Origin of the sequence: Xanthomonas sp. WHRI 1810A (assembly GCF_040202885.1) — a bacterium.
Taxonomy (GTDB): Bacteria; Pseudomonadota; Gammaproteobacteria; order Pseudomonadales; family Pseudomonadaceae; genus Aquipseudomonas.
This window is the reverse complement of sequence record NZ_JBEGED010000014.1, coordinates 1-24,193: the sequence shown is the minus strand read 5'-3', so window position 1 is coordinate 24,193 and position 24,193 is coordinate 1. Positions and strand designations below refer to the sequence as shown.

The 24,193-nt window shown below is 62.1% G+C and carries 24 protein-coding genes; 12 read left to right on the top strand and 12 right to left on the bottom strand.

Annotated features, from left to right (window positions below):
- Positions 1–158: 158 nt before the first annotated feature.
- The 5 genes from ABQX22_RS19655 to ABQX22_RS19635 are packed head-to-tail and all read right to left on the bottom strand — an operon-like array spanning position 159 to position 5,296.
- Positions 159–1,595: an efflux transporter outer membrane subunit gene (locus ABQX22_RS19655; RefSeq protein WP_349801520.1), complete on the bottom strand. Its 1,437-nt coding sequence runs from the start codon at positions 1,593–1,595 to the stop codon at positions 159–161.
- Positions 1,592–2,512 (bottom strand): HlyD family secretion protein, encoded by a 921-nt coding sequence (locus tag ABQX22_RS19650; protein ID WP_349801519.1) that lies wholly within the window; start codon positions 2,510–2,512, stop codon positions 1,592–1,594. Before ABQX22_RS19650 ends, ABQX22_RS19655 begins: the two co-directional genes overlap by 4 nt.
- On the bottom strand, positions 2,509–2,718 hold the full coding sequence (locus tag ABQX22_RS19645) for a DUF1656 domain-containing protein (RefSeq protein ID WP_349801518.1): 210 nt from the start codon (positions 2,716–2,718) through the stop codon (positions 2,509–2,511). The genes ABQX22_RS19650 and ABQX22_RS19645 overlap by 4 nt, the downstream gene beginning before the upstream one ends.
- The gene (locus ABQX22_RS19640) at positions 2,715–4,847 is read right to left on the bottom strand and encodes an FUSC family protein (RefSeq protein ID WP_349801517.1); all 2,133 of its coding nucleotides are present in this window, start codon (positions 4,845–4,847) and stop codon (positions 2,715–2,717) included. Before ABQX22_RS19640 ends, ABQX22_RS19645 begins: the two co-directional genes overlap by 4 nt.
- Positions 4,844–5,296, bottom strand: a complete 453-nt coding sequence (locus tag ABQX22_RS19635; RefSeq protein ID WP_349801516.1) for a MarR family winged helix-turn-helix transcriptional regulator — start codon at positions 5,294–5,296, stop codon at positions 4,844–4,846. The genes ABQX22_RS19640 and ABQX22_RS19635 overlap by 4 nt, the downstream gene beginning before the upstream one ends.
- Positions 5,297–5,890: 594 nt before the next feature.
- On the opposite strand from ABQX22_RS19635, the gene ABQX22_RS19630 reads away from it, so the two are divergent.
- Complete coding sequence (locus ABQX22_RS19630) at positions 5,891–6,562, top strand: polysaccharide lyase family 7 protein (RefSeq protein WP_349801515.1); 672 nt, start codon at positions 5,891–5,893, stop codon at positions 6,560–6,562.
- Positions 6,563–6,686: 124 nt separating this feature from the next.
- Here ABQX22_RS19630 and ABQX22_RS19625 read toward each other — a convergent pair whose 3' ends face one another.
- Positions 6,687–8,081 carry a heavy metal sensor histidine kinase gene (locus ABQX22_RS19625; RefSeq protein WP_349801514.1) on the bottom strand — a complete coding sequence of 465 codons (1,395 nt, stop codon included), beginning with the start codon at positions 8,079–8,081 and terminating at the stop codon, positions 6,687–6,689.
- A complete protein-coding gene (locus ABQX22_RS19620) occupies positions 8,054–8,749 on the bottom strand; it encodes a heavy metal response regulator transcription factor (RefSeq protein ID WP_349801513.1) in 696 nt (231 codons plus the stop codon). Before ABQX22_RS19620 ends, ABQX22_RS19625 begins: the two co-directional genes overlap by 28 nt.
- 214 nt (positions 8,750–8,963) lie before the next feature.
- On the opposite strand from ABQX22_RS19620, the gene ABQX22_RS19615 reads away from it, so the two are divergent.
- The 3 genes from ABQX22_RS19615 (at position 8,964) to ABQX22_RS19605 (ending at position 11,118) form a co-directional block, all read left to right on the top strand.
- Positions 8,964–9,575 (top strand): hypothetical protein, encoded by a 612-nt coding sequence (locus tag ABQX22_RS19615; RefSeq protein WP_349801512.1) that lies wholly within the window; start codon positions 8,964–8,966, stop codon positions 9,573–9,575.
- Between the two features lie 141 nt (positions 9,576–9,716).
- Positions 9,717–10,355, top strand: coding sequence for a cytochrome b/b6 domain-containing protein (locus ABQX22_RS19610; RefSeq protein WP_349801511.1), 639 nt, complete (start codon positions 9,717–9,719; stop codon positions 10,353–10,355).
- Positions 10,348–11,118 (top strand): molybdopterin-dependent oxidoreductase, encoded by a 771-nt coding sequence (locus tag ABQX22_RS19605; protein ID WP_349801510.1) that lies wholly within the window; start codon positions 10,348–10,350, stop codon positions 11,116–11,118. The genes ABQX22_RS19610 and ABQX22_RS19605 overlap by 8 nt, the downstream gene beginning before the upstream one ends.
- A 256-nt stretch (positions 11,119–11,374) precedes the next feature.
- Here ABQX22_RS19605 and efeO (ABQX22_RS19600) read toward each other — a convergent pair whose 3' ends face one another.
- The 5 genes from efeO (ABQX22_RS19600) to ABQX22_RS19580 form a co-directional block, all read right to left on the bottom strand.
- Positions 11,375–12,199, bottom strand: coding sequence for an iron uptake system protein EfeO (efeO, locus tag ABQX22_RS19600; protein WP_349801509.1), 825 nt, complete (start codon positions 12,197–12,199; stop codon positions 11,375–11,377).
- A 26-nt stretch (positions 12,200–12,225) separates the two neighbouring features.
- The gene (gene efeB, locus ABQX22_RS19595) at positions 12,226–13,542 is read right to left on the bottom strand and encodes an iron uptake transporter deferrochelatase/peroxidase subunit (RefSeq protein ID WP_349801508.1); all 1,317 of its coding nucleotides are present in this window, start codon (positions 13,540–13,542) and stop codon (positions 12,226–12,228) included.
- 67 nt (positions 13,543–13,609) lie between these two features.
- Positions 13,610–14,821 carry an iron uptake system protein EfeO gene (gene efeO, locus ABQX22_RS19590; RefSeq protein WP_349801507.1) on the bottom strand — a complete coding sequence of 404 codons (1,212 nt, stop codon included), beginning with the start codon at positions 14,819–14,821 and terminating at the stop codon, positions 13,610–13,612.
- 8 nt (positions 14,822–14,829) lie between these two features.
- Positions 14,830–15,699, bottom strand: coding sequence for an iron uptake transporter permease EfeU (gene efeU / locus ABQX22_RS19585; protein WP_349801506.1), 870 nt, complete (start codon positions 15,697–15,699; stop codon positions 14,830–14,832).
- A 372-nt stretch (positions 15,700–16,071) separates the two neighbouring features.
- Complete coding sequence (locus ABQX22_RS19580; protein WP_349801505.1) at positions 16,072–16,614, bottom strand: cytochrome b; 543 nt, start codon at positions 16,612–16,614, stop codon at positions 16,072–16,074.
- Between the two features lie 169 nt (positions 16,615–16,783).
- Between ABQX22_RS19580 and ABQX22_RS19575 the strand changes: the two genes are divergently transcribed.
- From ABQX22_RS19575 to ABQX22_RS19540, 8 genes are all read left to right on the top strand, one after another.
- Positions 16,784–17,974 carry a hypothetical protein gene (locus ABQX22_RS19575; RefSeq protein WP_349801504.1) on the top strand — a complete coding sequence of 397 codons (1,191 nt, stop codon included), beginning with the start codon at positions 16,784–16,786 and terminating at the stop codon, positions 17,972–17,974.
- Positions 17,931–18,716, top strand: a complete 786-nt coding sequence (locus tag ABQX22_RS19570; RefSeq protein ID WP_349801503.1) for a class I SAM-dependent methyltransferase — start codon at positions 17,931–17,933, stop codon at positions 18,714–18,716. Before ABQX22_RS19575 ends, ABQX22_RS19570 begins: the two co-directional genes overlap by 44 nt.
- A 141-nt stretch (positions 18,717–18,857) precedes the next feature.
- Positions 18,858–19,553 (top strand): CGNR zinc finger domain-containing protein, encoded by a 696-nt coding sequence (locus tag ABQX22_RS19565; protein WP_349801502.1) that lies wholly within the window; start codon positions 18,858–18,860, stop codon positions 19,551–19,553.
- Between the two features lie 32 nt (positions 19,554–19,585).
- Complete coding sequence (locus ABQX22_RS19560; RefSeq protein WP_349801501.1) at positions 19,586–19,813, top strand: hypothetical protein; 228 nt, start codon at positions 19,586–19,588, stop codon at positions 19,811–19,813.
- A gap of 220 nt (positions 19,814–20,033) precedes the next feature.
- On the top strand, positions 20,034–20,951 hold the full coding sequence (locus ABQX22_RS19555; RefSeq protein WP_349801500.1) for a DUF72 domain-containing protein: 918 nt from the start codon (positions 20,034–20,036) through the stop codon (positions 20,949–20,951).
- A 20-nt stretch (positions 20,952–20,971) separates the two neighbouring features.
- Positions 20,972–21,742, top strand: a complete 771-nt coding sequence (locus ABQX22_RS19550) for an endonuclease/exonuclease/phosphatase family protein (RefSeq protein WP_349801499.1) — start codon at positions 20,972–20,974, stop codon at positions 21,740–21,742.
- A complete protein-coding gene (clsB, locus tag ABQX22_RS19545) occupies positions 21,739–23,001 on the top strand; it encodes a cardiolipin synthase ClsB (protein ID WP_349801498.1) in 1,263 nt (420 codons plus the stop codon). The genes ABQX22_RS19550 and clsB overlap by 4 nt, the downstream gene beginning before the upstream one ends.
- The gene (locus ABQX22_RS19540) at positions 22,998–24,005 is read left to right on the top strand and encodes a lysylphosphatidylglycerol synthase domain-containing protein (RefSeq protein WP_349801497.1); all 1,008 of its coding nucleotides are present in this window, start codon (positions 22,998–23,000) and stop codon (positions 24,003–24,005) included. Before clsB ends, ABQX22_RS19540 begins: the two co-directional genes overlap by 4 nt.
- Positions 24,006–24,193 lie beyond the last annotated feature (188 nt).

Below are 24,193 nucleotides of genomic sequence, written 5' to 3'. Positions count from 1 at the left end.
TACGAGCTACGAGCTGCAAGCTACAAGTGAAAAGCTCGCGCCGGACACCAATCTTGTTGGAGCGAGGCTTGCCCGCGAAGTTGGCACCCCGGTTTGTCTGATGTACCGCGGCGTCCTCTTCGCGGGCAAGCCTCGCTCCAACAAAATCTGTTTCGGCGTTATTTTCTCGCTTGCTCGCCACTCCCTTCCCACCCCCCGCCCAGCGCCAGGAACAAGTCGATCTGCCCCATGGCCACTTGCGTGTTGGCGGCGGCCAGTTGGGCGCGGACGTCGGTGTAGGTGCGGGTCGCTTGCAGGTCGGCGAGGAAGGAGTCGCGTCCGGCCTGAAAGAAGCGGTGCGTCTGGTCCGCCGCCTGTTGCGCGGACTGTTCGGCATCGGCCAGGGCGTCGCGGCGTTCCAGCAGCGCGGTGTATTGCGACAGACCGGTCTGGGCTTCGCGAATGGCGTTCAGCACCACGCCGTCGAAACGGGCCAGTGCGGCCTGACTCGACGCTTCGGCAATATGAATCCGGGCGCGGGCGCCGTTGGACGGGATGGTCCAGTTGATCACCCCGCCAAAGCCCCAGCGGTTGGTGGACGGATCGCCCAGCTCGTCGAGAATCCCGACCGTGGCCACCGTCGCGCCAATGCTGATGTCCGGGTACAACTCACCGGTGGCGACACCGATGCCAGCGGTGGACATGGCCAACCGGCGTTCGGCCTGGCGCACATCGGGACGACGTTTGAGCAGCGCGGCGCCGTCGCCGACGGGCATCACCTGGGCAATGTGCGGCAGTTCAGCACACTCGGCCACGCCGGTGGGCAATTGATTCAGTGGTTTGGCCAGCAGCATCGACAGGCGATACAGCCCTGCCTGGCGCGCCGCCTGGTAGCGCGGCAGGTCAGCGCGCAGGGACCTGAACTGGGTTTGCGAGCGGGTGACCTGAGTCTCGTCGCCACGCCCGGCATCGCGCAGGCGCTGGGTCAGGGACAGGCTCTGCTGTTGCAGGTTGACCGATTCAAGGGCAATGCCGTGCTCTTCATTGGCGGCACACACCTGGGTGTACGCCCGCACCACGTCGGCGACCAAGGTGATGCGCGCGGTATCGGCGGCTGCCTGGGCGGCATCGGTATTGGCTTGGGCCGCTTCGATCCCCCGCTGCAGCACGCCGAATAAGTCAAATTGATACGACGTCGTCAGGCCCACATCGCCGACGTTGCTCACCGGCACTTTCTCCGGCAGCAAGTAGGCCTGCCCGGCTTCCTGAATCCGTTGAACGGCCACCTTGCCGGTGCTGGTGAACCCGCCGGCGGCATCGGCCTCGGCGGACTGGTAGCGCGCCCGCTGCAGGTTCGCGGCGGCCACCCGCAGGTCCGTGCTGGACACAAGCGCCTGGCGCACCAGCTCATTCAATTTCGGGTCCTGATACAGCTTCCACCAGTCTTCGGGGACGGGGGCCGAGACCACGTTCGCCGACTGGCCCGCCAGCTCGCCCTGCAAGTCCGGGCGATTGACCGCCGCGTCCTTGGGCAGCTGGTAATCCGGGCCCACCACCGTACACGCCGACAGCAACAAGCCCAGTCCGACCGTCAGCAGGCGCGCGCTGTGTTTCATTTGACGGCTCCTGTCTCGGTGACGGTCTTGTCGCCGCGGGTGGCCATGGCGGCATCGTCGAGGATCGACACCGTGGCGGTGCGCCCGGCGATCATGCGAAAGTCCGCCGGCACTTCGTCGAACGCGATGCGCACCGGAATCCGCTGCGCCAGCCGCACCCAGCTGAAGGCCGGGTTGACGTTGGGCAACAGGTTGGAGCCGCTGCTGCGGTCGCGGTCTTCGATGCCCGCCACGATGCTCACCACGTGACCGCGCAGCCGCGCGTTGTCACCGATCACGCGGATGTCGACCCCGGAGCCGATGTGGATGCCGTCCAGCTTGGTCTCTTCAAAGTAGCCGTCGATGTGAAACGAATTGCCGTCCACCACCGACAGCACGGCGCGGCCCGCGGTGACGAATTCGTGATCGCGAGGCGCGCGGTCGTTGAGGTAACCGTCCACCGGGCTGCGAATCACCGAGCGGTCCAGGTTCAGCTGCGCTGCATCCACCATCACCTGGGCTTCGTTCAGGGCCGACAACGCGCGAGCTTCCCTGGACTGGCTTTCTTCCAGTTGCTCGCGGGCGACCAGATTGCCCAGGCCACGGTTGCGCCGGTTCTCGCGCTGGGCCTGTTCCCAGGATTCCTTGCGTTCGGCAGCGGTGGCCTGGGCCTGACGCAACGCCAGACGGAAGCGGTCCTGGTCGATGGTGAACAGCACATCGCCCTTGCGCACCACCTGGTTGTCGGTGACCGAGACTTTCTGGATCAGCCCGGACACGTCGGGGGCGACCTGAATCACGTCGGCGCGGATATGCCCGTCGCGGGTCCACGGGGCGTACATGTAATACATCACCATCCGCCAGACGACGATGGCGGCGAACAGGATGACCAGCAGGGTCAGGACCACGCGGCCCAATGTGAGTAGGGGTTTTTTCATTTCATCAGGTATCGACTGAGTGTATCCACGGCGCCCAGCAGCAGGGCGTATAGACCGACGTTGAACAATGCCCGGTGCCAGACCAGGCGGTAGAAGTGGGTCCGTGACAACACGGCGTGCACCACCAGGAAAATCAGGTAAGCGATGCCCATCAGGGCCAGAAACGTGGGCAGGAAAATCCCGCCGACGTCCAGATCTCCGATCATAGAGGTGCTCCGTCGATGCCATACGGCGGTTGTTCTTCCTGCTCGGCGACGGCGTCCACGATCTCCACCCCCGGTAGCAACGCCAGGCGCAGGCCGCTCAAGGCGTGCAGCAATTGCAGGCGGGCCTGATCGTCGCCCAGGGCGTCAAAACTCAGGGCGCGGCGCGCGCGGTCCATGGTCATCAGCAGCCCTTTGGGCGCCGGCAGGCGCTCGCCGGCCTTGAGACAGGCGCGGAAGTAGCCGCCGACGTCGGTGGTCACCTGCCGCAGCAATTGACGCGGCGCGGCGTGCACCCGGGGCATGTACGCCAGCAGATCGAGCATGTTCAACGCGACGCGCAGTTCGCGCACCGCGATCCCGGTGTCCTGCGCGGTGATCGTCAGGCGCGGCAAGTGCTGCATCAACCGGTCGAGCATCCTCACGCCCATGCGTCGATGCTCGGCCAGGCTGGCTTGCTCACTGAGGGCGACAATGTCCCGCCAGCTGAAACGGGTCAGGCGCTTGGCCGCCAGTTCCGTGCCGAAGGGCCGCACGATCAGCGTCCAGACGAAGGCAAACGCCAGTCCGGCAGGCCCGGCCAGGTTGGAATTGATGAAGTTCAAGAAGTCCGCATCGTAGGCGCTCTGGATGCTGATGAACGACGAGGTGTTGACGATGGTCAGCAGCGTGCCGAGATAGAACCTGGGCTGGACGGTAAGTGTCCCGACGCAGATGAACGGCACGGCAAAGGCCAGCACCAGCATCGGGAAGTCGTGCAGGTTGGGCAGCACCACGAACAGGTACAGGCTGGCGAACACCACCGACAACAGCGTCCAGAAAAAGAACCGGTAGATCTGCGGCGCCGGGTCGTCCATGGCCGCGAAGAAACTGCAGGACACTGCGGCCAGGGCCACGGCGCTGGCACCATCCTGCCAGCCCAGCAGGATCCACAGCACCGACGCCACGATGATCGCGCTGACCGAGGTCAGGACCGAATACAGCATCATCCCCTTGTCGAGGAACGGTGACAGGCGACCCAGACGCCAGTGGCGGTAGACCGGTTTCCAGGCGGTGTGCTGGTCGGTGGCGATGGCGTGTTGCAGGCTGCGGCAGTCCTGCCACAGGTCGATGAATTCAACCAGTCGAAACAGCGCGTTGGACAGCAGCAACTGTCGCCGGTCATCGAGCTGCGCCGGGGTGGGCTGCAGGCGGTCGAGCTCGCGGTGCAGCACTTTCCAGTACGTGATCGGTGCGCCTTCCGACGTCTGTTCCAGCCAGTCGCGGGTTTCGATCAGCAACGGCGCCAGATCTGCCACCAGTTCCGGCGTACGCCGCTCCAGCGCCCAGAGCGCGTCGTCCAGCGCATCGATCACCGGCAGCAGGTGGATCATCCGCCCGCGCAGTTCCTTGGCGTTGCGCACCCGCTGTTTATGCGCGCCCTCGTGTGGCAGCTGGCCGATCATCAGCTCCAGGCTGTTGAAGGTGCCGACCATGGCGGTGCGCAACGTGCCGACGGCTTCCGGGGTGGAACTGCGCGACAGGAACAGATCGCTGTAGGCGGCGGCGTCGTTGAACCACTTGCCCAGGGAATCCACCAGCACCGGCGCCAGGCGTCGTGGCCAGAACATGCTGCCGACTACGGCGGCGCAGATGATGCCGAGGAAGATTTCTTCGGTACGGGACACCGCGATGTCGAACACCGCCTGCGGGTTGTCCACCACCGGAAACGAGATCAGCGGCATGGTGTAGCCGGCCAGCATCAGGGCATAACTGTTGGCGGTGCGCAGGTGCAGCGACAGAAACAGCAGGGTGCCGGTCCACAGCGCGATCACTACCGCCAGCAAAAACGGCGTCTGCACGAACATCGGCACCAGGATCACCGAAGCCGCGGCGCCCAGGAACGTCCCGGCGGCGCGGTACAGCGCCTTGGAACTGGTGGGCGCGACGAAGGGGCTGGAGACGATATACACCGTGGCCATCGCCCAATAAGGACGCGGCATTTCCATCAGCAGGGCGATGTACAGCGCCAGCATCGAGGCGCCGAAGGTGCGTACGCCGTAGAACCAGTCCCGGGCCGGGGGCACGCCCTTGAAAAAGTCGCTGCTGAAAAAGCCCTGGCCGTCGGCGGCCTTGTTGGCAGTGGTACTCAAGACGGCGTCACCGCCGAGCTGGGCGTGGCGTCGGAAAACGCCTTGATCACGCGCAGGGCGGCTTCCAGGTCGGCGGGGTCCAGATGGCCGAAAACCTCACGGCGCAGACGGATCAATTCGGCTTCGATCGACTGCGCCAGTGCGCTGCCTTGCTCGGTCAGGCTCAGGGATTTGGCGCGGCGGTCGGTGGGGTCTTCGGTGCGGCACACCAGATTGGCCGCGCCCAGTTGATCGAGCAAGCGCACCAGCGACGGGCTTTCCAGGCCGCAGGCCTGGGCAACAGTGACCTGACGCACGCCGGTGCCCAGCCGGGCAATCATCAGCAACGGCCCGGCACACGCCTCGGAAATGCCGTAGCTGCTCAGGGTGGTGTGGCACACCCGGCGCCACTGGCGCGAAGCCGCGACTACACCGCCGGTGATGTGCATCTGCAAGGTATCGATAGTCATAAAAGGTGCCACTGAATGCGTGTGTCGACAGGATTTGATAGGAGGTTAATGGTTAGTCTCAGTATTATTAGGCTGCTAACTATTAATATCCTGTAACAAAGCAGGTTCGTCAAATGAAAAGACGCTGAACGGTGGTGCGGCCGGTCGCCGCAGGAGCCCGGCTCTGTAGGGGCCAACTTGTTGGCGAAGCGGCTAATCCGGTATCTGTAAGGGCCTTTTCGCGAACAAGTTCGCTCCTACAGGGTAAATATCACGAACCGTTCGTCGGGCAGTTAAGTCCGCTGCGGAACTGATTTCAGATTTCCGTGTTGTCGATGTTCAAAAACTTGGCGGCGCCCAGCTGGGCGGACAGCCATACCCGCCGTCCGATCGTTCAAATAGGTACGCGAAGAGAACTGCTGTCGAGTGATATCGCAGTACTGGCACTTGAGCGAAGATGACCGCTTTTAGCCATGTTATTGACGTCAGTTGACCGGCGTTACTGGTCATCAAAAAAACGATTCAGCCGATAGCAAGGGCGACACGAACGGTGCGCAAAGCATTGTTCCAGACACATCCCTTTGCTGGTGCGCATGCCGCACCCACGAGCGCATCATGATCGACCTCGCCACCTGGAACCTGTCCGTGCCGGTCGGCACGCCGGCCACCATCATCAGTACGCCAGCCCTCGTGGCCGGTTATCAGGATGGTTACTTCCGCTCCGGAAGCACGCTGTTTTTCTGGGCGCCTGTCACGGGCTCAAAAACCGACAACGCGATTTACCCACGCACCGAACTGCGGGAAACCCAGGCCAGCGGGGCGGTGTACAACTGGGAGTATTCCCAGGCCGATAACTTTCTGCGCGCGGCGCTGGAAGTGGATCAGGTGCCGTCCACCGGCAAGATCGTGATCGGGCAGATTCACTGTTACGGCAGCACCGAGCCGCTGATCAAGCTGGAATACCAGTACAAGGAGAAACTGGGCAACGGCAACATCGTCGTTAAATTTCGCCGCACGCCGACCTCCGAAGTCGAGGTGATTCAGGTCGCCACCGGGGTGCTGCTCAACACCCGTTTCACCTACACCATCCATCTGACCCAGACCGGCAGCCTGACGGTGAACGCCGCCGAGATGCAGTGGACCGCCAAACTGGACAGCACCTGGAGCGGCAAGCAGTTGTATTTCAAGGCGGGCGTGTACACCCAGGACAACACCGGGTACGCCACCGAAGGCGGGGCGGCGACTTTTTACAAACTGGAGATTGCGCACACCAAGAAGGCGGGGTGACGTAGCTGGCTGTTGCGCACTCCTGTAGGAGCGCGCTTGCCCGCGATTGCGGTGGTACATCCAACGCATTTTTATCGTCTGCTCAACTTTATCGCGGGCAAGCGCGCTCCTACAGTCTGGTTCTTCAGGTCTTCGGAAACACCAACGCAAAACAGATCCGTCCCGGTCTTGGCTGCTTCACACTGACCGTCCCGCCGTGCAACTGCATGATCGCCGCCACGATCGCCAGGCCGAGTCCGTTGGAATCCGAGCTCTGGTGGCGGGAGGCGTCGCCCCGGTAGAAGCGGTCGAACAGCTTGCCCAGCGCCGCATCGGTCAGCACCGGGCCCTGGTTTTCCACTTCGATCCGGCACTCGCCAGGCGTACTGACCACCCGCATCAGGATGTCGCTGCCTGCGTCGGCATAACGAATCGCGTTGGCCACCAGATTGCTCAGCGCGCGGCGTAGCAGCAGCGGGTCGGCGTCGACGGTGGCGTCGCCCGAGGTGTGCAGCGCCAGTTGCCGCTCTTCGGCCAGGCCTTCGAAATACTCGCCAATGCGCTCCAGTTCGTCCCGCAGGCAGAGCGGCTGCCGCTCGGGCACCGCCTGCGCTTCATCGGCCCGGGCCAGAAACAGGATGCTCTCGACCATTCGCGAAATCCGCTCAAGCTCTTCCAGATTGGAGGCCAGCAACGCCTGATACTCATCGGCACTGCGGGCCTGGCGCAGGGCGACCTGGCAGTGCCCCATCAACGAGCCCACCGGGGTGCGGATCTCGTGGGCCAGATCGGCGGAAAACTGCATCAGCCGTTGATACCCGTTGGCCAGCCGATCCAGCATCGCGTTGTAGGCGTCGCTCAACTGCTGCAATTCCACCGGCGTGTCTTCGCTGTTCATCCGGCTGTCCAGGCGCGCCGGGGTGATGTCCGCGGCATGGGCAGCCATTCGCCGCAAAGGGCGCAACCCCCGGCGCAGCAGGGCGTAACCGAGCACTGCGCTGATCAGGAACGCCAGCAGCACGGCCAGATAAATACGCTGACGGAATTCACTGAGCATGGCCATTTCCTTGACCATGATGTGGGCGGCGGTGAGGTGCACGTTGCGTCCGTCGGAGGTGGTCTGCACCGTGGCCGCGCGCAGGGGCACGCCGGATGGCGACAAACCGCTGCGCAAGTCGCTTTCAGCCAGCGGCACACCTTGTTCGATGACCGGCAGCTCGGGCAGTGTCGCGTGCAGCGGGTTGACCATGATCACCGGCGCCTGACCCGGCTCGCCGATGATGAAAATGTCGTCTTCGCTGTCCAGCATGTTTTCGAAAATCTGCGGGCTGCCCTGCAGCTTGTCCAGGGTCACGTCGTAGTGCAGCAGTTTGCGGAAGTGGTCGAGTCGCGCCAGCACCGCATGGTCGCTGCGCTGCAAAACCTGGGCTTTCATCGACGCGTACAGATACAGCCCGGCGCCGGCCACGGCGAGCATCGCCACCAGGGAAAAGGCCAGGGTCGAGCGCAGGGTCAGGGAAGGTTGGCGTCGGGTCCGCATGGCCGCACCTCGCACACATAACCGATGCCGCGCACGGTGTGGATCAGCTTGACGGGGTAGGGCAGGTCGACCTTGCTGCGCAGGCGCTTGACCGCCACGTCCACCACGTTGGTGTCGCTGTCGAAGTTCATGTCCCAGACTTCCGAGGCGATTTGCGCGCGGGATAACACGTCGCCCTCCCGGCGCAGAAACAGATGCAGCAACGCGAACTCCTTGTTGGTCAGCACGATCACTTGTTGCTGGCGGGTGACGCGACGGCGCAGCAGGTCCAGCTCAAGGTCCGCCACGTGAAAGTGATCGGCTTCGCGGACCACGCCCCGGCGCAGGATGGTGCGAATGCGCAGCAGCAGTTCGGTGAAGGAAAACGGCTTGACCAGGTAATCGTCGGCGCCCAGCTCCAGCCCGCGGATCCGGTCCTGCAGCTGATCACGGGCGGTGAGGAATAGCACCGGCACGTCCTGCCGCGCCCGCAGCACTTCGATGATCTGAAAGCCGTCGATACCGGGCAGCATCACGTCCAGCACGATCAGGTCGTAGGTGAACTCCAGCGCCATGTGCAGGCCGTCGGCGCCGTGCTGGGTCCAGTCCACTTTGTAGCCGGATTCGCCGAGGCCCTTCTTCAGGTACTCCCCGGTCTTAGTGTCGTCTTCGATCAGCAGAATGTGCATCGTCTTGGGGGCGCTCGGTTCACGCAAGTGTGTGGCGGGGTCGCTGCACACCGCGTCGGGCTTGGAGTTTAACCAACCGGGCCGGCGGCGTCGGTTACATTTTTGTCATTGATGGGAGCGCTCCGGCGAATGACAAAAATGTAATCCGGCGGTCATTGTGTGGTCCCGGTTGCGGGTAGAGGATGGCTGCACACCAACCACAAGGAATCGTCACATGACTATGAAGACTGCCCTGTCCACCACGTTCGGCGTGCTGCTGCTCAGCGCCTCTGTCCTGGCCGCAGCCGCTGACATGCCGGTGGTCAAGCCACTGCGCGGCACGGTCGACAGCGTTGACAACAACACCCTGTTGTTCACTACCCGCTCCGGCGCGCACCAGACCATCGGCCTGACCGACAAGACCGGCATTCGTCTGGTCTCGAAAACCGACATCGATTCGATCAAGGCTGACAGCTTCATTGGTTCGGCGGCGATCCCGCAGGCTGACGGCTCGCTGAAAGCGCTGGAAGTGACCGTGTTCGAACCGAGCCTCAAGGGCAGCGGCGAAGGGCACTACGGTTGGGAAAACGCTGACGGCAGCACCGGCACCATGACCAACGGCACCGTGGGCAAACTGGCCAAGGCCAATGGCCGCACCCTGACCGTGGGCTACAAGGGCGGCGAGAAGCAGTTGATGGTGCCGACTGACGTGCCGATTGCTTACGTTGAGCCAGGCAAGACCGAGCAACTGGTCAAAGGCGCGAAAGTCGTGGTGTTCCCGGGTGAAGACGGCAAGACCGCACGCGGTGTAGCGGTGGGCAAAGACGGCTTCCAGCCGCCGATGTAATCAGCGTCACGCGACCCTTGTAGGAGCGCGCTTGCCCGCGATGGCGGCAGGTCTGACAACACAGCGTTGAATGACACACTGCCTTCGCGGGCCAGCGCGCTCCTACAGCTGCCCTCTGTCCCGTGGGATTTGAGTAAAAAAATGAAAACAAAACGCATCCATCCCTGGCCCGTCCGCCTCACCCATTGGCTCAACGCCATTGGCATGACCTGCATGTTCATGAGCGGTTGGGCGATTTATAACGCATCGCCCCTGTTTGCCTTTCGTTTCGCCCCGGTGCTGACCGTCGGCGGCTGGCTGGGCGGTGCGCTGGCCTGGCACTTCGCGTTCATGTGGCTGCTGTTTTTCAACGGCCTGCTGTACGTGCTCTACGGCCTGTTCAGCGGCCATTTCAAACGCGACCTGTTGCCCATCACTTCCCAGGCGGTGAAGCGGGATTTGAGCGAGGCGCTGCGGTTCAAACTGGTTCACCAGAAGGGCGTCTACAACGCCGTGCAGCGGCTGATGTACTGGCTGGTGCTGGCGGCGGGCGTGCTGATCGTGGTCTCGGGACTGGCGATCTGGAAGCCCATTCAATTGCAGGAACTGACGGCGCTGCTGGGCGGTTATGACGTCGCGCGCTACGTCCATTTTGCTGCGATGGCCGCGATTGGCGCGTTCGTCGTGGTGCACCTGGCGCTGGTGCTGCTGGTGCCCAAAACCCTGTTGCCGATGATCACAGGCGGCGTGCGGCCACTGCCCACCACCGGTGAAGAGCTGCGGAAGGTCAATCATGATTGAGCCAAAAAAACGCGCCATCCAGCGCATCAAGCTGGAACCCGCGCAAGAGATTCAGCTGGAGAGCATCCAGCGCCGCAACTTCCTGCGTGGCGGCCTGACGGTGGGCGCCATGGCCATGCTGACCGGCTGCAATTTGCAGGACGGCGATCAGGTGGACAAGGTGCTGTGGGCCATGTCGCGCTTCAACGACCGGGTTCAGGCCTGGCTGTTCAGCGGCCAGAAACTGGCGCCGACCTACACCAAGGCGCAGATGACTAATCCGTTTCCGTTCAACGCGTTCTACGCCCAGGACGATATACCGGAAGTGGACCTGTCCGATTACGCGCTGGAGGTGTCCGGCCTGGTGCGGGACAAGGCGCCGTGGACCCTGGACGGCTTGCGCAAACTGCCCCAGCGCACCGACATCACGCGGCTGATCTGCGTCGAGGGCTGGAGCGCCATCGGTCAGTGGGGCGGGGTGCCGCTACGCACCTTCCTGGAACACATCGGCGCTGACACCACGGCCAAATTCGTCGGCTTCAAGTGCGCGGACCGCTACTATTCCAGCCTCGACATGCCCACCGCGCTGCACCCGCAAACCCTGCTGGCGCTGGATTACGGCGAAGTCGCGCTGCCGCCTGAATATGGCTATCCCTTGCGGGTCCGGGTGCCGACCAAACTGGGCTTCAAGAACCCCAAGCACATCGTCGAGATCTTCGTCAGCAACGACTACCCGGGCGGGTATTGGGAAGATCAGGGGTATAACTGGTTCAGTGGCAGTTGAGTTCGAGCGCGAACTGCTTTTGATTCTGGCCGCAGGCCGTGGGAGCCTTGCTTGCAGGCGATCTGCCGGGCACCGGCAGCAGAACCGGGTCACTGGGTATTGCTGATACACCGCGTGAGGTGAATGTACGACCGGTTCCCGGCCGATCGTCAGCAAGCTGGACTCCCACGCCTCCGGCAGAAGCAGCACTGCGTTGCACCCACAAAAAAGCCCGCCTGCCGATCACTCGGCAGGCGGGCTTTTTGTGCAGCCGGGCTTAGTTCAGGCCGAGCTTGCCGCGCATTTGCGACAGGTCTTCAGCCAGGGTGTTGACCGGGCCGACCAGTGCTTTGCGGTCGTTTTCCTTCACTTTGTCGTAGGTCTCGTAGCCGCCATCCTTGGTTTTGTACTTGGCCAGGATCTTGTCCACGGCGGCGAAGTTCTTGTCGACCTTGGCCACGAACGCCTTGTCCGTCTTCTCCAGCTGCGGCTTGAACAGGTCGACGATCTTCTTGGAGCCGTCAACGTTGCCCTGGAAGTCATACAGGTCGGTGTGGCTGTAACGGTCTTCTTCACCGGACAGCTTGGTCGCGGCCACTTCTTCCATCAGCGCGGCAGCACCGCCCACGACTTTCTCCGGCGGGAAGGTCATGTCGGCGATACGGGCTTGCAGGTCTTTCACATCAGACATCAGCTTGTCAGCGAAGACGGCCTGATCCTTGGTGGTGTTCTGGGAGAACAGCGCGTATTCCAGACGGTGGAAGCCGGTAAAATCGTCGGCTTTCACGCCGTTTTCGTGGTCGTCTTCCCGGGAGTCGATGGAGGCATCGAGGTCGCTGAACAGCTCGGCGATCGGCTCGATGGCCTCGTAGGACATGCGGGTGGTCGGGAACAGCTTCTTGGCCGTCGCCACGTCGCCTTTCTTGACCGCGTCGGTGAACTTCTGCGTGTCGGCAGCCAGTTTGTCGACGTTTTCAGTGACGTAGATTTTGTAGTCGGAAACCGGGGTCACCAGGTCCAGCGGGGCGGTGGCGGCAAACGCTGACATCGAGGTCTGCAACACACCAACACTGAGCATCAACGCAATAGACGACTTTTTCATTTAACGCTTCCTTTAGATAAGAGTGGTCAGACAGTCTTTGTTGTTTGGGCAGAAGCATCGAGCAACGATCGACCGATAAAGTCCTGGTCATTGACCACGCCCGGCAAGGTAAAGAAGTAACCGCCGCCCACCGGCTTGAGGTATTCCTCAAGGGGCTCGCCGTTGAGGCGGGTCTGCACGGTGATGAAGCCTTTTTCCAGGTCCGACTGGTAGCAGATGAACAGCAGTCCCATGTCCAGCTGACCGTTCTTGTTCACGCCGTTGGAGTAGTTGAACGGCCGACGCAGGATCAGGTTGCGCTGGCTTTCGGCGGTGCGCGGGTTGGCCAGGCGGATGTGCGCATCGAGCTTGGTGACCTTGCCTTCCGGGTCCTTGTGGTAGTCCGGAACGTCGGTCTCGACCTTGCCATCCATGGGCGCGCCGGTGGCTTTCATGCGGCCGAAAATGTCCTGCTGCTCCTGCAGCGGAGTCCGGTCCCAGCGCTCGACGAAGTTGCGGATTATCCGCACCGCCTGGTAGCTGCCATTGGCGGCCCACGCCGGCTCATCGCTGCCCGGCTGGACCCACACCAGGGTGTCCATGGCCTTCTGGTCATTGGAATCGGGGTTGGCCGAACCGTCGCGAAAGCCCAGGAAGTTACGCGCGCTTTCGGCAGGCTGGCCGGGTTTGAGCGGCGCCTGCGCCGGCACGGTGCCTTCCTGTTTCCAGCGCACGAACAGCAAGTCCGGCAGGTTTTTCACGATGTCGCGCAGGGCGTGAATGTTGCTGTCGGGGGCGTTGGAGCAAAACTGAATGCTCAAGTCGCCGTGGCAGCACTCGGCTTCCAGAGCGTCATTGGGGAAACCGACCATGCGCTGCAGACGCTTGGGCTTGACCGGGGCCAGGCCGAAGCGCTCGTCGAACAGCGAGTCGCCGACCGAGACGGTGATGGTCAGGTTGTCCGGGGTCACCACCGGGCCGAGGATGCCAGAATCCAGCGGCGGCAGTTTCGGGTCGACCTGCGGCACCGCGCCGCCGGTCATCAGGAAGGCGATGCGCTCGTTGAGGGTGCGAAACAGCCGCTCCAGGTCTTCGCGGTCCTGGGCCAGCACGTCGAACGAGACCATCATGCCGGCGACCGGGCGCGGGTTGACGATGCCGCTCTGGTGCAGGCCGTGGTACGAATTGTGGTCTTGGGTCTTGTCGCTTTTCGGTGCTTCAGTCACCTGCGCAGGGGCGGGCGCTGCCAGCACATTGCCGCTCAGGCTGCTGCCGGCAAGGGCCGCACCGGCAGCGCCGAGGCCCATGAGCACACGGCGGCGTTGAACGGAAATCGGGTCGTTGGAGGAATCTGAATCTTTCATGTGATTAAAGTCTTCTCGCGGGTTTCAAAGGGCCAGGCGGGCGCATCGGCACCCGCCAGGGCACGCCTTACAGGCCGGTGAGGCCCAGGGCCGGATCGATTCCTTCGAGTGCGTCGGCCAGAGCCTTGGCCTTGTCTGCAATCTGCTTACGTTGTTCGGCGCTGACCTGGTCATACGGCGTGTAGCCGTTGTCGGTCTTGAGCAGCAGCAATTGGTCGTCCAGCGCCGTGATGGCGGCGTCGATCTTCTTGAGCACCTCGCCGGAGGTCTTGGTCAGCAGCGGCCGCAGCAGGTCGACCACTTTTTTGGTGCCGGTCAGGTTGGCCGCAAAACCGCTGGCATCCAGGTGGCTGTAGCGTTCTTCTTCACCGTTGCTGCGCACATCGGCCAGGCCGCGCATGTTGCGCACTACCATGCTTGCCAGTTGGTCCGGCGCAATGCTGTTGGCCAGCAGCGCTTGTTTGAGGCTGGTGATGTCGGTTTGCAGACGCTCGACCACCGGCGTCAGGCCTTCGACCGAATGCTGCTGGAACAGGCCGAACTCGATGCGGTGGAAACCGGTGAAGCCTGGGTCCTGCTCGCGTTTTTCGTAGTAATCGGCGCGGGCGTTGACGGCGTTGTCCAGTTCAGACAACCGCTGCGCCGCCGGGGCGATGCGCTGGTAGGCTTCGCGCGCCGGGACGTAGGCGTTCTGCGCCGCCGACAGGTCGCCGCTGGCGATGGCCTGCTGCAGATCGCCAACCGCGCGCAGCAAGGCGCTGCTCTGGGTGCTCAGGTACACGCGGTATTCGGACAGCGGACCAATGAACGCCACCATCGAGGGGCGCGCCTTGGCGGCGGCATCGGATTCGGCGGTCGGTGTGACGTGCAGCGTGCCGCGCGGATTGCTCAGCAGGCCGCAGGTGATCTCGTAATCGCCGGGCAGCAGGTTGGCGTTGATGACCTGATTCAGGCCGGGCACGATGTTTTCGCGCTCTTCCACCACCAGCACGCCGTCGAGGATTTCCCACTCCACGGCCCGATCCGACGCGTTGACGATGCGGAACGCGTTCTTGCCGGCCGGCACGGTGATGGTGTTGGGTTCGCAGTTTTTCGCGTGGATCGTGACCACGGTTTCGTCACCGCCGTTGGCGATGCGTTTTTTCTGCGCCGACTGCGAGGCGAAATAAAACAGGGCGCCGGCGGCGATCATCAGCAGCACAGAACCTGCAACGGCCAATTGCAGGCCGCGCGAAGGTCTGGCTTTCTGTGGCGGAAGGCCTTGGGGTGAGGAAGTCATGGTTGCCCTTACTTGTTCGGAACGGAGGAAGACCGGCCGTGTTCATGTGCCGGACGGGTGGGCAGACTCACCACCCGTGCCTGGGGTTTGAAGAACAGGACCAGCGCGAAGATCAGGTAGGCCAGATAGGCCGTCAGCACGCTGACAGTCGGCGCATCCTGATAGCCGAACATGCCCGCCAGCACGGTGCCGGTGGGGCCGTCCATCGGCAGGATCGGGCTGATGTCGAAGACCACATCCTGGAAGTGGTTCCATACGCCGGCTTCATGCAGCGAGCGCACCGAGTTGGCCAGAATGCCGGCGGCGACCACCAGAATGAACAGCCCGGTGTAGCGGAAAAACAGGCTGAGGTTCAGGCGCATGCTGCCTTTATAAATCGCCACGCCGATGCACACGGCGATGATCAGACCCAACAGCGCGCCCAGCGGACCGGACGCGCCGGCACTTTGCTGGAACACCGCCAGCAGGAAGAACACCGTTTCCAGGCTTTCCCGGGCGACGGCGAAAAACACCATGCCGATCAGGGCATAGGTCTGGTTTTTCGAGCCGGCCAGGGCCGCGTCCAGGGATTGATGCAGCTCGTGCTTGATCGAGCGCGACACCTTGCGCATCCAGACCACCATGGAACTGAGGATCACCACGGCCAGCAAGCCGACCAGGCCTTCGAACAGTTCCTGCTGCTTTTGCGGAAATTCAGCGCTGACCATTTCCAGACCGCCACCGACGAACAACGCCAGGGCCACCGCCAGGAACACGCCGATCCAGACAGCGGGCATCCATTCGCCACGGCCGGTCTGTTTCAGGTAGCTGGCAATGATGCCAACGATGAGCGCGGCTTCAATCCCTTCGCGCAGCATGATCAAAAAAGGAACGAGCATGAATCACCGGGTAAAGACTGATAGGGTGTGCAGCGTGAACGCGTGAGGTAGGCATTCGCATTCAGCCGTGCAACATAATGATACTCATTATTGAATGCGTGTACTTGTTTTTTTGCGTTATCGGGGATTTGTGCTTGTGTTCAGGTGGCGTTCAGCCATCGGTGGCGCAGCCGTTGAATCCGCTCCCTCTCATGGATTCAATAGCTCGGTAGCTGATCAGGGTTCATGTCTGCCGCGGCGGTGTCGCTGAGACCACAACCCGTGGGAGCGAACCTGTTCGCGAAGAGGCCGGTTAATTCGACATTTCTTCGTCGCCAGTGACAACCCCTTCGCGGACAGGTCCGCTCCCACGGTGGATTGCGTGATCTGAATCTAAACCATCCGCTTGACCGTATTGTCCTTGCGCACGAAGTGGTGCCAGACCGCCGCGACCACGTGCAGCCCGATCACGTAATAGAAAATCGTCCCCAATAAGACGTGGTAGTGCTCAAGGTCTTCGGCGGTGTCTTTGGCGATGGCGAAGGGTGAGGGGATGGCCCATGTCGTCAGTGGAATCGGCAACGCGCCCCGTTCCAGCAGCACGGTGAACAGACCCATCAAAGGCTGCGCGAACAGAAACGCATACAGCGCGTAATGCGAAACCGTCGCCGCCAGCCGCAAGGCGCCTTCCAGTGGCGGAGTGATGCCGGGCGGCGTGTGGCGGTGGCGTTCGGCAACGCGCACGAACGCCAGGATCAGCACAACAATCCCCACCCAGAAATGACTCTGCACCACCAGCGTGCGCACGTCGGTGCCTCGGCCAAACTGGCTTCGGCTCAGAATCAGGAGGTAAGCCAGCACGATCAGTGCAGCCATGACCCAGTGCAGCCAACGGGCTTTGTAGCTGTAGCGTTCAGCGCTAGAAGGTGTCGTCACGGTTGGATCTCCACTCGTTGATCTAAATTAATATATAAAGTTTATTGTTAGACGGATTGGTGATTAAAAAACCATTCAAGCCGGTTTGACAGGGATTCGCTCTCCTACCATCGTTAATTTTCCAAGACGACTCACAAGAACATGTTCGCTGATCTCCAGGGAGGTAATCATGCACCGAAAAAAACTGCTGATCGTCGGCGGCGGTAAGCTTTGCCTGCAAATTCTGCAGATACTGGGGCCGCGCAACGGCTTTCACTTTCATGTCGCCAGTCGAGACCTGGACACCGCCGTCCGGCTGTGCAATCTGGTACGCATGGGCGCGCTGCAACAGGACGTCGATGTCTCCATTCAGCCGTGGCACATGGATCTGGTCGAGGAAAACATCGGCAAGAATGCCGCGATACTGAATACGATCAAGCCGGACATCATTGTCAACTGCGCGTCGCTGCAGTCCTGGCGGATCATCACCCAACTGCCCGGCGCCCGCTACGAGGCCTTGAATCAGGCGCAATTGGGGCCGTGGCTGCCCATGCACCTGGCGCCGGCCTACGCGTTGATGAGGGCGGTCAAGCAATCGGGGGTGCGCTCGTTGACGGTCAATCTTGCCTACCCGGATGCGGTCAATACCGTATTGGACAAACTCGGCCTGGCGCCGGATGTGGGTGCCGGCAACGTCGCCAATCTGGTGCCGGCCACCCGTAGCGCGATAGCTCGCCTGGCAGGGTGCGGGCCGGAAGCGGTCCGGGTCAAGCTGATCGCCCATCGATATTTCAGCCATTACGTGCCCCGCGCCGGTTTGCCCGATGAGGCCAATTTCCACCTCTGCTACTGGGTCGACGGGGTGGAATGGACCGGCGAATTCCACCCTCGCCGGATCTTCGACCGGGTGGCCACCGACTTCAGGCGCCTGGGCGGCGTTGACGGTCAGTTCCTCGCCGCGACCTCGGCGGTCAGGGTGATCGAAGGCTTGTGCGCACCGGTAGAGACCGAAACCCATGCGCCGGGTCCCCACGGTCTGCCGGGCGGCTATCCGGTGCGCGTCGGCATGGGAAAAGTGCTGCTGTCATTGCCCTACGGCATTGGACGGGCCGAAGCCATCTCGGCCAATCAACTGGGCCAGCGTCAGGACGGCATCGACAAAATCGCTGCCGACGGCTGCGTGTCATTCGGCATGGAGCAGATGGCCGTGATGGAATCGCTGCTGGGGTTTTTCATGCCACAGATGAAGGTTTCCGACGTGTCTGGATGGGCTGCGGAGCTGGCCCGCAAATACAGCGTTTTCGCCAAAACGGGCGGGCAACAGGGAGTTCACGCTCATGCCACACCGTTATCTGCACGTCAGACCAGGACAGCCTCCTGACGCAAATTCCGATTATGCCCGGCAGTATGGCGAAGCCTTTGCAAGCCGCTGGGATGAACTGATCGACTGGGACAAACGCATTGCCGGGGAGGGCGGGTTCTTCACGGACCTGTTGCTGGGCGTGGGGGCCAGTTCAGTGCTGGACGTGGCCACCGGCAGCGGGTTCCACGCCGTGCAGCTGAAGAAGGCCGGTTTTCGGGTCAGCGCCTGCGACGGCAGCCAGGCCATGGTCGACCGGGCGAAGATCAATTTCGCCCGCCATGGCCTGAAGATCCCGCTGGCCCGCTGCGACTGGCTGGACCTTGACCCTGCCCAACTGGGCACCTTCGACGCGGTGTTGTGTCTGGGCAATTCGTTGTGTCACATGTTCGACGACCACGCGCGTCTGGCTGTGCTGCGACGATTCAGGTCCTTGTTGCGGCCGGGCGGTTTGCTGGTGGTGGATCAGCGTAATTTCCAGGCGATTCTGACGGGTGATTTCACGTCGTTCGGGCCCTTTTTCGAGGGCGGCGACACCGTGCGGATGACCCTGGGTGAGGTGAACGAGCGGCTCTGCGAATTCGTCTACACCTTCAGTGATGAGGCGACGTATCGCCTGCGGGTCGCGCCGCTGCGCCCTCAACAGGTGCGCCGAGAGATCCTGCAGAGCAGCTTTGTCAGCGTGCAATCCTTTGGCGATTTCAAATGGATCTATGACGCAATGCGCGTTGACTGCATCCTTCATGTGGCGCATAGGGCGTGAGTGGTAAGCCGTAAGCGGTAAGCGGTAAGCGGCAAGCGGCAAGCTGCAAGTAAAAGCGGGCGCGTGCAGGCTCTTGATCTAGCTTGAAGCTTGAAGCTTACAGCTCGCATTTAACCCAGGAATCAGTAGGCAGAAAGAACCATGACGCTCAGTCAAATCAAGATCAACGCCATCCGTCTGGTGGGTGGCCTGGCGGTGCTGGATTTTCTGAACACGTGCGACGGCCGTCGTCCCGGCACGACGTTGCCGGCGATGGTGGATCAGTTGTCGAGCCTGGAGGACGTCATTCATTGGTACCTGCACGCAGGGCTGATCACGTCGAGCGAGCACGAGCAGTTTTTCGACCTGACCCACAACGTCAGCGGGAAGCCTTTGGTTGTGTTCCAGCAAATCATCGGGTTTCGCGAGGCGCTGTATCGGTTGCTGATGCCGCTGGCGCTGGGGGATCGGCTGGATCCGTCGGCGCTGGCGGTGCTGAACGCGCATGTGGCGCAGACCGCCGCCGAACGGCTGCTGGTCCCGACAGGTTCAGGGGTGGTCTGGCGCTGGCGGACGTGTGAATCGCTGGAATCCATGACCGCCAGCCTCATCGGGCGGGTAGCGGTGCAGGCCGCCGCGCTGCTGTCCGGCCCCGATCTGGCCCGGCTGAAAGTGTGCGGTGCCCCCGACTGCGACCGGCTGTTCATCGATGTGTCCAAAAACGGCCGGCGTCGCTGGTGCCAGATGAACACCTGCGGCAGTCGGGAAAAGGCCCGGCGCTGGGTGGCCAGTGCCGGAACCGATCAGTGGCCTGAAAATACGCTGAACGCCCCCTGCGCGGCGGATTCAAACCTGTAGCGCGCTCCTCTTGCGCTCATACGAGGTGAGTCATGAAAAACAATCTGACCGAGCAACTTATTTCGCAAAACCCACTGTCTCAGAACACCGGCCCCGATTATGCCGATGACGACATGGTCACCCCGGGTTTCGATGATGACGGCGGCCCCGGCATCGGCCCCGATGAAGTCCCCCCAGGCGGACTCGACCCGGCCGACCCGCAAACCCTGCCCACCGATCCGGATCTGAAGGATGACAGCGTCCTTGACCGTCCGATTTAAGGGGCGGCCGGCACTGACGCAACAACACCGCACCACACCCATGGAACCTGCGTGATCGCCAGGCTTCTTATGTCCTGACATTCGTGCTTGAGCAGGCCCGCCGTGGAGCCATCAAGCACTAACGAGCCAATCCTTATTGAGTGACCGGCGTCTCTTTATAGAGGCGCCGGGCTCATGGCACTTGCGATATTGATGCAACAGGACGTATGAGATTTCTTCCATGAGTGATATACGCATCGGCATTTCCGGTTGGCGCTACGTGCCTTGGCGCGGGACTTTTTACCCCGAAGGCCTGACGCAGAAGAACGAGTTGAAGTTCGCCTCGCGCGCGGTCAACAGCATTGAAATCAATGGCTCGTTCTATTCCTTGCAATCCCCGGATCTGTACGCGCGCTGGTACGCCGATGCCCCCGAGCACTTCATGTTCAGCCTCAAGGCGCCGCGGTTCATTACCCACGTCAAACGCCTGAAGGAAGTGGAAGAGCCCATCGCCAACTTCTTTGCGTCCGGGATCTTCCAGCTCAAGGAAAAAATGGGCCCGATCCTCTGGCAGTTTCCGCCGAGCTTCAAGTTCGACGCCGAGCTGTTCGAACACTTCCTGACCCTGTTGCCCCACACCAATAAAGAGGCCAAGGCCTGCGCGAAACAGTCCGCCGAGCGCATGCAAAAGCCGGGGTATCTCGACATTCCCGCCAAGGGCCGTGTGCGCCATGCGGTGGAAATTCGTCACGAGAGTTTCCGCTCCCCGGAATTCATCGCGCTGTTGCGCAAATTCAACGTGGCGCTGGTGGTGGCCGATACGGCCGGCAAGTGGCCGTACCTGGAAGACGTCACCGCCGACTTCCTTTACCTGCGCTTGCACGGCGACAAAAAACTCTACGCCAGCGGCTACACACCGGCGGCGCTGAAGCATTGGGGCGACCGCGTCGAGGCCTGGTCCCACGGCAAGCAACCGGGCGATGCCCATCGGGTGGTGACAAAGGCTCCCCGTGCGCGCAAATCCCGCGACGTATTCTGCTATTTCGACAATGACATCAAGGTCCGCGCCCCCTTTGACGCCCGCACGTTGCTGGAGCGATTCGATCTCGCCAAGGACCTGCAAGTGGCGCCGGGCGACCTGCAAGGAGCCACCTTTTGACCACGCTAGTGACCCCGCCCATGACTGCACGCCCTCGCGAATCAACCACCACCCCCGTGACGCTCAACGTGCTGACGATGAACATGCACATGGGTTTCGGGTTCTTCAACCGGCGCTTCATCCTGCCGGAACTGCGCGATGCCGTGCGCACCGTGTCGGCGGACGTGGTGTTTTTGCAGGAGGTCCACGGCGAGCAGCAGAACCATGCGCAGAAGGTCAAGGACTGGCCGACCACCTCGCAGTACGAGTTCCTGGCCGACACCATGTGGAAGGACTTTGCCTACGGCCGTAATGCGGTGTACCCCCATGGCCACCACGGCAATGCGCTGTTGTCCAAGTACCCCATCACCCGCCATGAGAACCTCGACATCTCGATCCATGGCACCGAAGAGCGTGGGTTGTTGCACTGTGTGCTGGCAGTGCCCGATGTTGGCGAAGTGCACGCGATCTGTGTGCACCTGGGCCTCAAGGAAGCCCACCGGCAACAGCAGCTCAAATTGATGGCCGACCTGCTGGCGCGGTTGCCTCATGAGGCGCCGGTGATCGTCGCCGGGGATTTCAACGACTGGCGGCAGAAGGCCGATGCCGCATTGGCGGGTACAGGTTTGCAGGAGGTGTTCGTCAGTACCTTCGGCGCCCCGGCGAAAAGTTTTCCGGCGCGTTTCCCTGTCCTGCGTCTGGACCGGATTTACGTGCGCAATGCGCGTGTTCGCGCCCCCAGGGTCCTGTCCAATCGACCCTGGTCCCATCTTTCCGATCATGCGCCGTTGGCGGTGGAGGTGACGTTATGAGCGGTAGAAACACGCCAGTCGGGACGTGGCACGAGGGTAACTCGGTGGAGTTGCTCATCAACGGCGAAGACTTTTTCACCCAGGTCTTCGACGCCATCGGCGCTGCGCAGAAAGAAGTGCTGATCGAAACCTTCATCATCTTTGAAGACCGGGTCGGCAAGGCCTTGCAGCGGGTGGTGATCGACGCCGCCAACCGTGGCGTGCGTGTGGTCATGACCGTCGACGATTACGGCACCAGCGACCTGAGTTCCGCGTTCGTGACGGAGATGACCCAGGCCGGGGTGCAGATCCAGCTGTTCGACCCGCGCCCCAAGTTCATGGGCATGCGCACCAATCTGTTTCGCCGCCTGCACCGCAAGGTGGTGGCGATCGACGCCGAGCTGGCATTCATCGGCGGCATTAACTACAGCGTCGATCACATGTGCGACACCGGTATCACCGCCAAGCAGGACTACGCGGTCAAGGTCCGCGGGCCGATTGTCGCCGAGATCTACCGCTCAACGACTGCCATGCTCGGCCCCGTGGTGAGAAAGACCTGGTCGCCGCTCAAGGTCGTCAACCGCAAGGCCGGTAGCGCAAGAATGCTGCTGGCCGAACGGGACAACCGCGAACACACCACCGACATCGAAGAGCAGTACCTCAAGGCGATGCGCACCGCCACCCAGCGCATCACCATCGCCAACGCGTATTTCTTCCCCAGCTACCGCTTCCTGCGGGAACTGCGCAGCGCCGCACGACGCGGGGTCAAGGTGACGTTGATTCTTCAGGGTCAGCCGGACATGCCCTTCGTGCGCATGTGTTCGCGCCTGACCTACACCTGGCTGCTGCGCGAAGGCGTGGTGATCCACGAATACACCCAGCGCGCGCTGCACGGCAAGGTGGCGCTGATCGATCAGGAATGGTCCACCGTGGGTTCCAGCAACCTGGACCCGTTGAGCCTGGCGCTGAACCTGGAGGCCAATCTGTTCATTCGGGACCAGCCGCTGAACCACCAGCTGCACGAGCACCTCAAGGAACTGGCCGCCCTGCACAGCAAGCAGGTCAATCTCAAGGGCCTGGCGAAAGGGCAATGGTGGCGGGCGCCGATGATCTTCCTGAGCTTCCACTTCCTGCGCCACTTTCCGGCCATCGCCGGGCTATTTCCGGTCCATGGGCTGCGGCTCAAACCGGTCCGTACGCCGGACGTGATTCCCGACGCGGCCGAAATCAAACACGTGCAACACGAGAACAAGCTGCCAGATCAGGAGAAGTCGGTATGAGCGCGATGTCTGAAACCTCGGGTTCCGAGCCCCAGGAAAAGCCGGCCGGCAAGCACGCCACATTGCTCAAATGGGCGAAGATCGTCTTCACCCTGTTCTTCTTCATTGCGGTGCCCGTGATGTTGTTCCTGCTGGTGAAGAACCTGGACTGGAACGAGGTCAAACACGCCCTGCAGTCCTACAAGGCCAGCACCCTGGCGCTGGGCTTTGTGATTGCGGCCGGGAGTTACCTCACGTACTGCGGCTTCGATATCCTCGCCCGGCGTTACACCGAGCACAAATTATCGGTCAAGCAGATCATCCCGGTCACCTTCGTCTGCTACGCGTTCAACCTCAACCTGAGTTCGTGGGTCGGCGGGATTGCCCTGCGTTATCGGTTGTATTCGCGGCTGGGCCTGGACGTGCCGACCATCACGCGGATTCTGAGCCTGAGCCTGATCACCAACTGGCTGGGCTACATGCTGCTGGCGGGCGTGGTGTTTTCCGGGCGCTTCATTGACATGCCCGAAGGCTGGAAGATCGGCGACACCAGCCTGCAATTGATCGGTTTCGCGCTGTTGGCGGTGTGCCTGGGCTACTTCCTCGCGTGCCGCTTTTCCAAGCGCCGGTCGTGGAAGATTCGCAAGCAGGAAATCATCCTGCCGTCCCTGAATCAGGCGCTGCGACAGGCCCTGCTCGGTGCATTGAACTGGGGTTTGATGGCGCTGTTGATCTATGTGCTGCTGCCGGAAAAAGCCTTCTACCCGGCCGTGCTCGGGATCCTGCTGATCAGCAGCATTGCCGGCGTCATCGCCCACATCCCCGCCGGGCTGGGCGTGCTGGAAACCGTGTTCATCACGCTGATGCAACATCAGTTCCCCAAGGGCCAACTGCTGGCCGCCCTGATCGGCTATCGGGTGATCTACTTCCTGGTGCCGCTGTTGCTGGCGCTGGTGGTGTACGCCGTGCTGGAGAAGCGGGCCAAGACCATGCGGATGAATAATGAGGCGCAGGCGGAGCGTTAACCGCCCTGTTAGAGCAGGCGCGATCCGCTTCTGCCGAAGGCGTGGGAGCTGGCTTGTCTGCGATCTGCTGCGAAGCGGCAGTAAAACCTGCTAATTCGGTTCCGACAGACACCCCTGGTTGCAGGGTTTCAGGGCCGCTGCGCGCCCCATCGCTGGCAAGCCGAGCTCCCACGGCCTGCGGCCAGAGT

Coding starts and splice junctions, on each gene's coding strand:
- ABQX22_RS19650 (WP_349801519.1), bottom strand. CDS start 2,512: ATGAAAAAACCCCTACTCACATTGGGCCGCGTGGTCCTGACCCTGCTG.
- ABQX22_RS19630 (WP_349801515.1), top strand. CDS start 5,891: ATGATCGACCTCGCCACCTGGAACCTGTCCGTGCCGGTCGGCACGCCG.
- efeO (WP_349801507.1), bottom strand. CDS start 14,821: ATGACTTCCTCACCCCAAGGCCTTCCGCCACAGAAAGCCAGACCTTCG.
- ABQX22_RS19610 (WP_349801511.1), top strand. CDS start 9,717: ATGAAAACAAAACGCATCCATCCCTGGCCCGTCCGCCTCACCCATTGG.
- ABQX22_RS19645 (WP_349801518.1), bottom strand. CDS start 2,718: ATGATCGGAGATCTGGACGTCGGCGGGATTTTCCTGCCCACGTTTCTG.
- ABQX22_RS19605 (WP_349801510.1), top strand. CDS start 10,348: ATGATTGAGCCAAAAAAACGCGCCATCCAGCGCATCAAGCTGGAACCC.
- ABQX22_RS19575 (WP_349801504.1), top strand. CDS start 16,784: ATGCACCGAAAAAAACTGCTGATCGTCGGCGGCGGTAAGCTTTGCCTG.
- efeU (WP_349801506.1), bottom strand. CDS start 15,699: ATGCTCGTTCCTTTTTTGATCATGCTGCGCGAAGGGATTGAAGCCGCG.
- ABQX22_RS19555 (WP_349801500.1), top strand. CDS start 20,034: ATGAGTGATATACGCATCGGCATTTCCGGTTGGCGCTACGTGCCTTGG.
- efeB (WP_349801508.1), bottom strand. CDS start 13,542: ATGAAAGATTCAGATTCCTCCAACGACCCGATTTCCGTTCAACGCCGC.
- efeO (WP_349801509.1), bottom strand. CDS start 12,199: ATGAAAAAGTCGTCTATTGCGTTGATGCTCAGTGTTGGTGTGTTGCAG.
- ABQX22_RS19620 (WP_349801513.1), bottom strand. CDS start 8,749: ATGCACATTCTGCTGATCGAAGACGACACTAAGACCGGGGAGTACCTG.
- ABQX22_RS19565 (WP_349801502.1), top strand. CDS start 18,858: ATGACGCTCAGTCAAATCAAGATCAACGCCATCCGTCTGGTGGGTGGC.
- ABQX22_RS19550 (WP_349801499.1), top strand. CDS start 20,972: ATGACTGCACGCCCTCGCGAATCAACCACCACCCCCGTGACGCTCAAC.
- ABQX22_RS19570 (WP_349801503.1), top strand. CDS start 17,931: ATGCCACACCGTTATCTGCACGTCAGACCAGGACAGCCTCCTGACGCA.
- ABQX22_RS19655 (WP_349801520.1), bottom strand. CDS start 1,595: ATGAAACACAGCGCGCGCCTGCTGACGGTCGGACTGGGCTTGTTGCTG.
- ABQX22_RS19615 (WP_349801512.1), top strand. CDS start 8,964: ATGACTATGAAGACTGCCCTGTCCACCACGTTCGGCGTGCTGCTGCTC.
- ABQX22_RS19635 (WP_349801516.1), bottom strand. CDS start 5,296: ATGACTATCGATACCTTGCAGATGCACATCACCGGCGGTGTAGTCGCG.
- ABQX22_RS19560 (WP_349801501.1), top strand. CDS start 19,586: ATGAAAAACAATCTGACCGAGCAACTTATTTCGCAAAACCCACTGTCT.
- ABQX22_RS19625 (WP_349801514.1), bottom strand. CDS start 8,081: ATGCGGACCCGACGCCAACCTTCCCTGACCCTGCGCTCGACCCTGGCC.
- clsB (WP_349801498.1), top strand. CDS start 21,739: ATGAGCGGTAGAAACACGCCAGTCGGGACGTGGCACGAGGGTAACTCG.
- ABQX22_RS19540 (WP_349801497.1), top strand. CDS start 22,998: ATGAGCGCGATGTCTGAAACCTCGGGTTCCGAGCCCCAGGAAAAGCCG.